This window comes from Trichococcus palustris, assembly GCF_900114465.1.
Lineage (GTDB): Bacteria > Bacillota > Bacilli > Lactobacillales > Aerococcaceae > Trichococcus > Trichococcus palustris.
Genome location: NZ_FOTD01000034.1, coordinates 1 through 12175 on the forward strand (window position 1 = coordinate 1; position 12175 = coordinate 12175).

A 12175-nucleotide genomic window follows, 5' to 3' on the forward strand; every position below is an offset into this window, starting at 1 on the left:
CAGTTGGTCCGAATTCTGCCGGCAATTGACATACAAAGCCGAATGGAAAGGCCGAACACTCATCAAGGCGGACAGATTCTACCCGTCCACCAACTTTGTTCCGCATGCGGACACCGGGACGGCAAGAAAGCCCCACATATCCGCTACTGGACATGCACAGACTGCGGCACAACCCATGATAGGGACATCAATGCCAGCAAGAACCTCTTGGCTTTGGCCGAGTAAAAGAAAACACCCGAGGCAGGTACTGCCTTTTGAGCCTACTAAATATCCATTCCCGCTGTCTGCAAAGACATACGCAGACAAGGAAGGCGTTCGTAGGAAGTTCGCGACTTGAGTCGTGAGTAGTTCACGAAGCCATGCAGGCCGCCTTTGCGGTTGGGGATGATACCTTGCAGAAGAAATATCAGGGCTATGTCGTGCCGGACAGCTTCACGCACGGGACATCGGAACAGCGGATGCGCTGGTTCAAAAAGGGATTCGACACCGGTGATCTGAGCGGCGGCGATACTTTCAATACCAATGATCTATGATTGACGGAACATCCGCCACACCGAACTATCGGCGTAGCGGATGTTTTTTTCGGGGACAGGCGGATGCCTTCGTCAGGATATGCTTTCATTGACAACTGTTCAGTGCAAGAATATAATTACCTATAACAAATGAATAGATAATCATATGAAAGGCGGAATGATTCCGTTTTTCTAAATATACTGGCAACGATTTTGTCGATGGGGAGGGATTTTAGATGTCTGAAAAAACGAAAAAAATAGAATGGTACTTGGATGAACTGGATTGCGCAAACTGCGCCAATAAAGTGGAAACGGGTATTGCCAAAATTGACGGGGTCCTCGAAAGCAATGTGAATTTCATGACCAAGACGCTGCGGTTTGAAATCGAAGACGGCAAGGAGGAAACGGTTCTGCCGGCGATCAAACAAAAACTGAGCGTGCTCGAGCCGGACATCCATCCCACGCTGAGAGCAAGCGGCGCACCCATCGGAAAGGACGGATTACCGGAGGGGACGGCATTCCCGTCCGCGACGGAGCACAATCACGATGAGGGTCATCAGTTGCACAAACAGGAGCATACGCATGATCATGGCCATTCACATTCCCATGCTGATGGAGCCGATGATGGCGATGAAATCAAAAAAGCCGTCATCCGCTTGGCGCTTGGCTTCGGCGTCCTACTGGCCGCCGTGTTCGCACCGGTGAACGGGGCCGTCGCCTTATCGTTGTTCGTGCTGGCCTATCTGATTGCCGGCTACGATATCGTCTGGAGCGCTTTGAAGAACATCAAAAACGGGCAGCTGTTCGATGAGAACTTCCTGATGACGATTGCGACCTTGAGCGCCTTCTACATCCGGGCATACCCGGAAGCCGTTGCGGTCATGCTGTTCTATCAGGTCGGCGAACTGTTCCAGGACATCGCGGTCGACAAATCCCGCCGCTCCATCGCCGCATTGATGGATATCCGTCCCGACTATGCCAACCTGAAGACAGCCGACGGGACGCATAAGGTATCGCCGGAAAGCATCAAAATCGGTGACACCATCTTGGTTCGCCCGGGAGAGAAGGTGCCGTTGGACGGCAAAATCATCAGCGGCAGATCGGCTGTGGACACTTCCGCATTGACCGGCGAGTCGGTTCCGCGCAGCATAACGGTCGGCGATGCTGTCCTGAGCGGATTCATCAACAAGAACGGGGCCGTTGAAATTGCCGTGGAAAAAACGTTCGCGGAATCCACGGTCGTGAAAATATTGGATCTGGTGGAGAACGCCAGCGGACGCAAAGCCCCCACCGAAAATTTCATCACGAAATTCGCACGCTACTACACGCCGGTTGTCGTGATCGCGGCCGTCTTATTGGCGGTCGTGCCGCCGCTGGTGATACCGGGTGAAGTCTTCAACGATTGGCTTTACCGCGCCAGTATTTTCCTTGTCATTTCTTGTCCTTGCGCCTTGGTCGTCTCGATACCGGTAGGCTTCTTCGGCGGCATCGGTGCGGCTTCGCGCAAAGGGATCCTTGTCAAAGGAAGCAACTTCCTAGAAGGATTGAACGATGTGAAATACGTTGTCATGGATAAAACCGGCACCTTGACGAAAGGCAAGTTCGAAGTCGTCGCCATCAAAGCGGAAGAGGGCATGACAGAAGCGCAACTGCTGGAGATTGCCGCCTATGCAGAGCTGCATTCCACCCATCCGATTGCCGATTCGATCAAGGAAGCCTATGGGGAAATAATCGCTGAAGAACGAATCAGCAGCACCCACGAGATTTCCGGACACGGCTTGCAGACTGTAAGCGGCGGGAAGGAAATCTTGGCAGGCAATGCCAAATTGATGGATCAGTTCGGCATCGCCTACAAGCAGACGGATGAAGTGGGGACGGTTGTGCACATCGCTGTGGATAGAAAATATGCGGGACATATCCTGATTGCGGATGCCATCAAGGAAGATACCAAAGAGGCCATTGCCCAGTTGAAAGCAAAGGGCATCTACACGATTATGCTGACCGGCGATTCCCAAGCTGTCGGCGAATCCGTCGGCAAGGAGATTGGAATCGACGAAGTCTACGCGGAATTGCTGCCGCAGGACAAAGTTACGAAGCTGGAAGAAGTGATGAGCCGCAAAAAGAAAAATGAAAAAGTGATCTTCGTGGGCGACGGCATCAACGACACACCGGTGCTGGCGCGCTCAGACATCGGGATCGCGATGGGCGGATTGGGTTCCGATGCGGCGATAGAAGCGGCGGATGTGGTCATCATGGACGACAATCCAGCCAAAATCCTCACGGCGATGACGGTCGCCAAGGAAACCCGCAAAATCGTTTGGCAGAACATCGTCTTTGCGATGGCGATCAAAGGCCTATTCCTGCTGCTTGGGGCATTCGGCGTCGCAACCCTGTGGGAAGCCGTATTCGCAGATGTCGGCGTGACCGTTTTGGCCGTGCTCAATGCCGTCCGTATCTTGAAAAAATGATTGAATAAGAGCAGGGAACCGATTAGGCACCTTGCTCTTTTTGGCGATTTTAGGATTTTGTTTTTTGATTGTTTTATGGGTAGCGAATAACGGCGAAGCCCCCGTTCGCCGGAGAACAGCGGTACAAACTGCCTCCCAACTCCGTCGAGCCTTCAATTAGCCGGAGGAGGCCGGCAAAATGTGGATAGATTTCCGATGAAGACTCCGCTCATCGGAGATCGCAAGAAAATGCGGGTCCGGACCTCCGGCGAATACCCAACAACCGGAACTTAGCGGTACAGTTGTAACGCCCGACATTACGGGACTATGTCGGGATTTCGACTTGCTTTTCTCTAATTTAACCCGACATAACTGGCATTCGTCGGGTGTTCGACATACGTACGGAATACAATCCGGTATCATTAGCCAGGACACTACACCAGTCAGCGGAGCGTCCGAAGCGGATTAACCGTTCTGCTGTGTTACAATGAAAAAATAAATATTATACGAAAAGTGAGTGATGGCAGTGGAAAAAGGAATCCGTAATTTCGAGTTTCAAAACCCTACAAAGATAGTATTCGGGAAAGATCGCATCAAAAAAATTGATGAACTGATCCCGACCGACGCAAAAGTGCTTGTGTTATACGGTGGCGGCAGCGTGAAAAAATTCGGAACCTTCGACCGCGTCGTGAAGGCTTTAGGCGATCGCCAATGGGATGAATTCGGCGGCATCGAAGCCAATCCGACCTACGAAACATTGATCCAGGCTGTGGACAAGGTCAAAGCGGAAGGCTTCGACTACTTGATGGCAGTGGGTGGCGGCAGCGTCATCGACGGCGCCAAATTTGTTGCGGCCGGTGCTGTATTCGACGGCAACCCGATCGATATCTTCGGGAACGGCGTCGGCAAAGGCTTGCCTGTCACAAAGGCGGTGCCCTTCGGAACCGTCTTGACGTTGCCCGCTACAGCATCGGAAATGAATAATAATTCGGTGGTAACATTTGTGGGAAAACAAGCGAAAATCAGTTTCGCGAGCGCACATACGTATCCGCAGTTCTCCATCCTTGAACCGGAACTGACGTACAGTTTGCCGAAACGCCAATTGGCCAACGGCATCATCGATTCCTTTGTGCATACGATGGAAGCCTATCTGACTTATCCGATTGATGCGCGCGTTCAGGATCGCTGGGCGGAAGGGTTGTTGCAGACATTGATCGAAATCGGCCCCGACGTTGTCGACGAGGACAACCATGACTACGCACTCCGCGCGAACTTCATGTGGACAGCGACAAACGCCTTGAACCGATTTATTTCCCAAGGTGTTCCGCAGGATTGGGCGTCGCACGCATTGGGCCATGAACTGACGCTAGCCTACCACATCGACCATGCCCGCACCTTGTCGATCGTATTGCCGGCCATGATGAAAGTCCGCAAGAAACAAAAATGGGAAAAACTGCTCCAATATGCGGAACGCGTATGGAACATCAAAGAAGGCAGCGACGAAGAAAAAATCGATGTTGCCATCCTGAAGACGGAGGAATTTTTCGCCATTCTGGGCGCCCCGATCCGCTTCTCGGATGTTGGTTTGAAGGAAGACGCGATCCCTGGGTTGGTGGCGGGGCTTGTCCGTCATGATAAAGTGAACATCTCCGAACGCGGCGACCTGTCTGCCGAAGACTCCTACGCAGTCTACAAAGAGGCATTATAAGAAAAAATCCATTGAAGCGATCATTTGCTTCAATGGATTTTTTGCATAACATTCTACCTTTAAATAGTAAAAACAAATATAGTTACAATAGTTAAAGTATGGTAACATGGATGCAAAGAGTGTCGGAGTAAACAGGAAAGAAGGTTTGCTTTTTGGAGAATAGCAAGAGTATTTTTGAAACGATCTGTCAGTTGAAAGAGGAACAGCCCGGGTTGCCATACAGATTTCAAGCTGTGCACACAGCAGGCAGAAAAGACGTGCTGTCCGTCCTTGTTTCTGAAGGGATCCCTTTTTGGCAAAAAGAGGATTTGGCCAGGGAATGCTGCGTCATCCTGAAGGAATTGGTACATAGTGAAGGGGATATTCTCGCTGATCCCGTCCTGCGCCATTTTTTGGAACGCCATCACCTATGCACCTTCTTCGTCGAATTTCGGGAACGCATGCGCATTTCGATGGAAACGGAACCATTTTCGAAAGAGAAGCTGTACCATGTCGGGATGCGTTTAGCGAGAGGCAGCAAACATTTGGAAGAAGTGAAGCTCGGCATTATGATCATCGGTTTCTTCCCTTACGATACTTCCCGGCAAGTACTCAGGACGTTGGGCTATCACAGCGATTTCACGCTGTTCGTATTGGAGAGCGTCCAATATGCCTTCACTCAGCAAAACCAATTCATCTTCGAACTGGCGAAAAATACCGTCGGCTACGGGAAATTGGCCGCCATTTTTTTGCTGAATCCGGTGACGAGAGAACAGCAGCAGTGGATGCTGCACAGCGGCATCAGGAGCGATTTCCTTTCGAATATTTATGCAAACCTCTGCATGCAGAAAGCGGATATGCGCGTCCACCTGAAAAAAACGGAGATCACGTCCGCGAACTACAGCGATTTCGCCTATCTGATCAGCTATGCGGATTACACCCATGATAACCTGTCCGTCGATGCCCATATGGAGCTGAACGAAAGGATGGCGGACAAACGCGAGTATGCGAGCGAATTTATCGATCTGGCGGCTTTGGTCAGCATCTGGCACCAAACAGTCGATTATTGGAAGCAGGACTACGATCATATTTCCCAAAACGAGCAACAATACAAGGAAACCAAGACGATGTGGGATATCCGCTTCGCCAGATATGAAAAATTGGTCCACAAGGTGGAGAATTTCCTGCATCAACCCAAATGGCGGCATGTCGTCTACCAAGAATTAGCCGAACCGAAAGAGTCCGATCGTCTGATCGTGAAAGTCCTCTTGTTCCTGAATATGCGTCCGGATTTCTCGGCCTTCATCGATCTGCTTTCGCGCCAGCCGCTAGGTTTCAACCTGATGGATTTCTTCCTGAAGATATACCCGGAAGTCTATTTTGATGAGGTCTGCGAATACCTACAGGACATCTTGAATCCGGATTTGTTCACATTGCCGATGGAAGCGGAGACGCCGGAAAATCCGGACATGAACGACCTGTACCGCGCCGATATGTGGCTGGAGAAAATATTTGTGGTGATGCCGGAAAAACGGAAATACGAGGAAGACTGGTGCATCCGCGGCATTCATTACCACAATCCGGATGTGCGCTTGAGTGCGCTCCAGGCCCTGCAGCAAAGCAAAACGAAATGGTCGCCGAAAATCATAACAGAATTGGAGAAGGCGGCAGCGGTAGAGCCTAACGAGAAAATCAAAAAACGGATCGCCAAAATGCTTCATCCCGGGGAAGTGCCGGAAGGGAGAGAGCAGCGCTACCTGAAGCCTACCCAACCGCCCTTAAGCCCTGCGATTACCGATAAAGAGCTGTTGCACACCTACATTGCCGGCACCCAGTTCCGCGATTTGAGCATCATAGCGGATCAATTGAAGCAAGGGGATGCCCTGCAGCTCATCCGCGAAGAGGACAATCATTACGATGAGAATGCGATCGTCGTCGCGACGCAAAGCGGCTATATGCTGGGCTACGTGCCGAAACTGGACAACCGCATATTGGCTAAATTGCTGGATGCAGAGGAAAGGCTATACGCCGTTTTGGATACGGAATCAATCGAAGAAACGAAGCCTGCCATCACGATCGTCCTGAAACGGACCTTTTTCCAATCTATGCCGCTGGAGCATAATGCAGGCATCATCCTGCCTTTCCCGCCGCCCAAGAAAAAACAAACCGAATAGCTTCAGAAAAGAAGAACATCAAAAACACACGATGTTCCTCTTTTTCTTGTTGACTATTCAATGATTTAATTCAAAATTGAAAGGGAGTGTTTCAATACAAGATAAGGGAGCTTGAGTGAGATGAATATAGGGAAACTGCTGGGCACGCTGCTTGTTGCAATCATTGGAGGCTGGGCTGGCATTCGGTTTCGTGTGCCGGCTGGCGGGATGATCGGATCGCTGGTAGCCGTGGCGATCTACAATTATTTTTCGCAAATGGGATACATGCCGCCCAACCTGAAAATAATCGGCCAGATCATTATCGGGGGAACGATCGGCATGAATTTCAATAAAAATAGCTTGGCGCAAATGAAAGAAGTATTCCTGCCTGCGCTTGTGTCTGTGGCAATTTTGCTGACCGTGGGGATTGTAGTCGGATATATTCTGCATAAAGTGACCGGGATAGATTTGATCACAGCTTTACTGGGGACAGCTCCCGGCGGATTGGCCGATATGACGATCATTGCCGCGTCCTATGGGGCGGATACGATTGTAGTGGCTTCCATCCATCTCATCCGGTTGTTCTCGGTCATCTTTTTGATGCCGATCATTATCCGCGTCATCAGCACCTTCATTTCCAAATGAGTCCGACGAAAGGGAGCGGAGTGCTGTCTTTTCTTCGGGGTCAGTAGAGGTGGGATAGTTCTCCATTCCGAGAGGAAAGCTTCATGAGGAGATGAAAGACCTGTGACATAATGGCGGCATTAGGATTACATAAAGGAGTTTTTAAAATGGAAGAATATATTGAGGACGTCATTCGTTTAACGGATCTTTCACAAAATAAACCTTTGAATCAAATCGTTTTTGAAGGGTTAAGATTGGCTATCATCAAAGGCATCATTCCGGTAGGTGAGAGGATCAATGAAAAAGAATACGCGCTGAGAATGAACATTAGCCGCACGCCGATCAGGGAAGCCCTTCGCAGAATTGAAGATGAAGGCTTAGTCGAGTATATTCCCAATTACGGCACAGTCGTGAAGAAAGTGACCGTTGCAGATGCAAAGGAAATCTATGACATCCGCGAAGCGCTGGAAATCATGGCCACGACAAACGCAATGAACATTATGGCGACTGAAGAATTCGATGAACTGGAAGCGCTCTTGGCGAAAACAGAAAAGGCGAACAACGAAGACGATATCGATCTTGTCATCCAGTGCTTCAGTGAATTCAATTCGCTGATTTATCACTTCAGCCGGATGCCGCGCCTGGAATCGATCGTCAAAAAGCTGAAGGATTATGTGGCACGGTTCCGGGATATTTCCTTAGCCGATTACCCAAGACGGGAAGAAGCGCTCTTGGAGCACTACTATATCTTGAACAGCATGAAAAAGAAAGATTATGAGCAGGTTGCCTTGACGGTGAGAGAGCATCTGCGCCGTTCGGAACGTTTTGTTGTCGAAGAATTGGAAAGAAGGGAATCAGCGGCTGATTCAGAAAAAGCTGATTTGGATGAAACGCCACTCTGAGGGGCGTTCCGATTACTAGAATAAGATCAAGTGATATTCAGATTCTGCAAAGAGGAGGGGCACAAATCATGGAAAATGATTTGTGCCCCTCCCTCTCTTTATGCCATATGATTGCTGCTTATTCGAATTTGTTCAAGAAGAACAGGCCTAACGTACCCAGTCCGGTATGGGAGCTGATGGTTGAGCCGATGGTGTGCACGATGATTTGGCGCGGATGGAAATGTTCATGAATGTAGCCGCGCATCTCTTCTGCAGCTTCCTGATCGTCGCTATGGCAGATGAAAATATTTTGCTCCTGGATGTTTTCCGCTTCATCACGGAGACGTTCGTACATCCGGTTCATGACTTTTTTGCGGCCGCGCAATTTTTCAGATGGCACCAGCTTTCCGTCCACAAGCTCCAACAAGGGATGGATGTTCAATAAGCCACCGAAAAAAGCGCTCGTTTTGGATAACCGGCCACCTTCGGCCAGATAATTCAAATCCTTCACAGTGAACAGGGAGACAGTATGTTCCGCAATGAAACGCAGACGGGCTTCGATTTCATCCAACCCGAAGCCGGCGTCCTTCATTTCGATTGCTTCAACGACAGCAAGACCTTCACCGAGTGAGGCGCTCTTTGTGTCGATGATGCGCAGGTCGAAATCAGGGAATTCAGCCTTCACGTCTGTGTACGCCAAAACGGCAGCCTGATAGGTTCCGGACAGGACCGCCGATAAGGTCGGAAAAATGCCCGATTCACCGGCTTCGGCCGCCTGTTTAAAACCCTTATAGAATTTATCCAAAGACACTTGGCTTGTTTTTGGATGACCGCCGCGTGCAATCATTTCGTAGACTTTATCGGATTTGATTTCGATCATATCCTCGAACTCCCCCGAGTCCAATAAGGTCGTCAATGGAAAAACTTCCACTTCATTTTCTTTCAAATAATCATAAGATAAATCACATGCGCTATCCGCAAAGATTTTCATATGTATTCCTCCTTTGTAAAACATTCATATCCGACAATGAAAACTAAAATAGAATAAATACACCACAGTATACCATGTTTTTTCTCAGCATTCACAGCATAAGGGGAAGCTGGTCACAGTTGGCTACGCTTTATTCTCACTATCCTTTTCATTGGGGCTGTTTTCTTCGATGGAGCCTAGTTCCGCCTTGATGGAAAGGGCCACTTTTTCCGGGATGCCCAATGCCTTCAGGTCAGCTAGGCTGGCCTCCCGGATGTTCTTCATCGTCTTGAAAGTCTTCAGGATTTTCGTGCGCGTTTTCGGTCCGACGCCTTCGATCTGATCCAACTGGGAGGCAAAGCTGTTCTTGCCGCGCACCTGTCTGTGGAAGGTGACGGCGAAACGGTGGACTTCCTCCTGGATCCGCTGCACCAAGTGGAAAGCCTGGCTGTTCGGATCGAGCTCCACGATTTCATCCTTCCCGCCAAAAATGAGCGAGGACGTTTTATGCTTCGTGTCCTTCACCATGCCGGCCACCGGGATGTCCAAGCCCAATTCGTCTTCCAGCACTTCCTTGGCTGCATGCACCTGCACTTTCCCGCCGTCCATCAGGATCAGATCTGGCATGTCGCGGCCTTCGCGCAGCAGACGGCTGTAACGGCGGCGGATGACTTCCTGGGTGGTCGCAAATTCATTGCTGCCTTCCACGGTCTTGATCTTGTACTTGCGGTAATTTTTTCGCTCCGGCTTGCCGTCCTTGTAGACGACCATGGCGGAAACGGGATTGGTACCTTGGATGTTCGAATGGTCGAACGATTCAATCGTTTCGATGTACTCGATGCCCAAAGCCTCGGACAGTTCCTGGATGGCGCCGATGGTCTTCTTCTTGCTGCGTTCGATCAGCATGAACTTTTCCGTCAAAGCGAGTTCGCTGTTGGTGACCGCCAAATCGAGGATGCTGCGTTTGCTGCCGCGGACCGGCGTATGCACTTTCGTCCCCAAGGCTTCGGCCAATACTTCCGTATCCACACCCGCCGGCACCAAAACTTCCTTGGGCAGAATATGGTTTGGATCCTGATAGAATTGCATGATGAAGGACGCCAACTCCTCTTCGGGCGTATCGTAGCAAGGGAAAAGGGCGGCTTCCCGTTTGATGATGGTCGACTGGCGCAACAGGAAAACCTGGATGGACAGCCAGCCTTTGTCCATATGGAAGGCGAAGACATCGCGGTTCGTGTAGTCGCGCGACATGATCCGCTGTTTTTCGACGGTCGTTTCGATGTAACGGATCTGGTCGCGGTAATCCGCAGCCTGTTCAAAATTAAGCGCATCGGCGGCACGATGCATCTTCGCCTTCAGATCGTTCTTGATGTCCCGGACTTCACCGTTCAGGAAGCTGGAAATTCGTTTGATTTGGGCGTCGTACTCTTCCTTCGACACTTCATGGTCGCAGCAGCCGATGCACTGGCCCATGTGGTAATACAGGCAGGCACGCTTCTGGTTTTTCGCGCATTTCCGCAAAGGATAGACCTTCTGGATGAATTCCTGCGTCTCCGTCGCCGCATAGACATGCGGATAGGGCCCGAAATAGATGCCGCCATCGTCCTCAACGGTGGAGGTGATGAGCAGCTGCGGATCCTTTTCATTGGTTATCTTCAAATAGGGATACATCGTCCCTTGCTTCAATTTGATGTTGTATTTTGGCTGGTAGCGTCTGATCAAGTTGATTTCCAGCAGCAGCGATTCCTTGTTGGTCTTCGTGACGATTGTTTCGAAATGGTCGATATCCTCGACCAGCAGCTGCGTCTTGCCCTCATGCCTGCTGTGGAAGTAGGATTTTACGCGGTTCTTCAGGTTTTTGGCCTTGCCGATGTAGATGATTTCGTCATCCTTGTCCCGCATGATGTAACAGCCGGGCAAATCGGGCAACAGCGCCAATTTATCGTTGATTTCTTCTCTGCTCATAGGTCCCAATCCTTTTACATTCTAGTGACAATAGTATACCATTAATTGAACTACCCCCACCTACGCATTCGCCTAGAGGTGGGGGATTCCTACGAACACCGAAGTGTCCCCCGGTTAATTGAGTAGGCTATCCCCGCAGATTCCTGCGGTTAGAAGCCTTAAGGCTTCATTTTTGATATTGATGCTTGCGTTCAGATCCCGGTCATGGTGGGCGTGGCATTCCGGACAATCCCATTCACGGACGGCGAGATTCTTAACGTCTTTGTTTTGGTATCCGCAGCCGGAACACAGTTGGCTAGACGGAAAGTTTCGGGCCACTGCAACAATCTGCTTGCCGTACCAGCACGCTTTGTATTCCAACATGGTCCGGAATTGGAACCAACTAGATTCGCTGATGGCTTTTGCTAGTTTGTGGTTCTTGACCAGGTTGGAAACCCGTAGATCCTCGATGCCGATGATGTCGTGGCTTTTGACGATTTCGGTCGATATTTTCTGCAGGTAATCGGTTCTGGCATTACTGATTTTTTCATGGATTCCGGCGACTCTGGCACGTTGTTTCTGATAGTTTTTCGACTCGGAGAGTTTCCGCCCATCTTTTTTGGCTTGCTCCCGCCGTCTGGAAAGCACTTTTTGTTCCTTGGCGAGTTTCCGTTCCAGTTTGCGGAAAGACCTTGAGTTTTTATAGACGGTTTCATCGGAAAGGACGGCAAAATCCTTCAAGCCGACATCGATGCCGCAAGCGGAACCCGTCTTGGGCAGTTCATGAACCTCTGTTTCGACCAATATGGAAATATAATACTTACCTGACGGATTCCGCCTTATGGTGGCACTCAGGATCCTTCCGTCCACTTCCTTGGACTTGGCAAACGGGACCAACCCCAATTTGGGTAGTTTCAGTTTGTTTCCTACGATGGCGATATTCCCGTTCGTCTGCTT

At 50.1% G+C, this 12175-nt stretch carries 8 protein-coding genes and 2 pseudogenes; 7 read left to right on the forward strand and 3 right to left on the reverse strand.

Features of this window, described 5'->3' with window-relative positions; translation table 11 throughout:
- From BM101_RS13200 to BM101_RS13230, 7 genes and pseudogenes are all read left to right on the forward strand, one after another.
- Positions 1-225: pseudogene (locus tag BM101_RS13200) on the forward strand (zinc ribbon domain-containing protein); the annotation flags it as partial.
- 122 nt (positions 226-347) lie between these two features.
- Positions 348-533 (forward strand): annotated as a pseudogene (locus BM101_RS13205) (neutral zinc metallopeptidase); the annotation flags it as partial.
- A 215-nt stretch (positions 534-748) separates the two neighbouring features.
- On the forward strand, positions 749-2980 hold the full coding sequence (locus BM101_RS13210; protein ID WP_087033984.1) for a heavy metal translocating P-type ATPase: 2232 nt from the start codon (positions 749-751) through the stop codon (positions 2978-2980).
- A gap of 499 nt (positions 2981-3479) precedes the next feature.
- On the forward strand, positions 3480-4667 hold the full coding sequence (locus tag BM101_RS13215) for an iron-containing alcohol dehydrogenase (protein ID WP_322787177.1): 1188 nt from the start codon (positions 3480-3482) through the stop codon (positions 4665-4667).
- Positions 4668-4819: 152 nt separating this feature from the next.
- Positions 4820-6820, forward strand: a complete 2001-nt coding sequence (locus BM101_RS13220; protein ID WP_087033985.1) for an HIRAN domain-containing protein — start codon at positions 4820-4822, stop codon at positions 6818-6820.
- A 120-nt stretch (positions 6821-6940) separates the two neighbouring features.
- Complete coding sequence (locus tag BM101_RS13225) at positions 6941-7444, forward strand: AbrB family transcriptional regulator (RefSeq protein ID WP_087033986.1); 504 nt, start codon at positions 6941-6943, stop codon at positions 7442-7444.
- A gap of 146 nt (positions 7445-7590) precedes the next feature.
- Positions 7591-8325: a GntR family transcriptional regulator gene (locus tag BM101_RS13230; protein WP_087033987.1), complete on the forward strand. Its 735-nt coding sequence runs from the start codon at positions 7591-7593 to the stop codon at positions 8323-8325.
- A 118-nt stretch (positions 8326-8443) separates the two neighbouring features.
- On the opposite strand, the gene BM101_RS13235 is transcribed toward BM101_RS13230, so the two are convergent.
- The 3 genes from BM101_RS13235 to BM101_RS13245 all read right to left on the reverse strand — a co-directional run.
- The gene (locus BM101_RS13235; protein ID WP_087033988.1) at positions 8444-9295 is read right to left on the reverse strand and encodes a DegV family protein; all 852 of its coding nucleotides are present in this window, start codon (positions 9293-9295) and stop codon (positions 8444-8446) included.
- 123 nt (positions 9296-9418) lie between these two features.
- On the reverse strand, positions 9419-11239 hold the full coding sequence (gene uvrC, locus BM101_RS13240; RefSeq protein ID WP_087033989.1) for an excinuclease ABC subunit UvrC: 1821 nt from the start codon (positions 11237-11239) through the stop codon (positions 9419-9421).
- Between the two features lie 114 nt (positions 11240-11353).
- Positions 11354-12175 (reverse strand): RNA-guided endonuclease TnpB family protein (locus BM101_RS13245; protein WP_093399874.1); only part of this gene is annotated, 822 nt, incomplete at its 5' end.

What these genes read in the sequence shown, in the direction of transcription:
- BM101_RS13230 (WP_087033987.1), top strand. Translation starts at nt 7,591, where the DNA reads ATGGAAGAATATATTGAGGACGTCATTCGTTTAACGGATCTTTCACAA.
- BM101_RS13215 (WP_322787177.1), top strand. Translation starts at nt 3,480, where the DNA reads ATGGCAGTGGAAAAAGGAATCCGTAATTTCGAGTTTCAAAACCCTACA.
- BM101_RS13235 (WP_087033988.1), bottom strand. Translation starts at nt 9,295, where the DNA reads ATGAAAATCTTTGCGGATAGCGCATGTGATTTATCTTATGATTATTTG.
- uvrC (WP_087033989.1), bottom strand. Translation starts at nt 11,239, where the DNA reads ATGAGCAGAGAAGAAATCAACGATAAATTGGCGCTGTTGCCCGATTTG.
- BM101_RS13210 (WP_087033984.1), top strand. Translation starts at nt 749, where the DNA reads ATGTCTGAAAAAACGAAAAAAATAGAATGGTACTTGGATGAACTGGAT.
- BM101_RS13225 (WP_087033986.1), top strand. Translation starts at nt 6,941, where the DNA reads ATGAATATAGGGAAACTGCTGGGCACGCTGCTTGTTGCAATCATTGGA.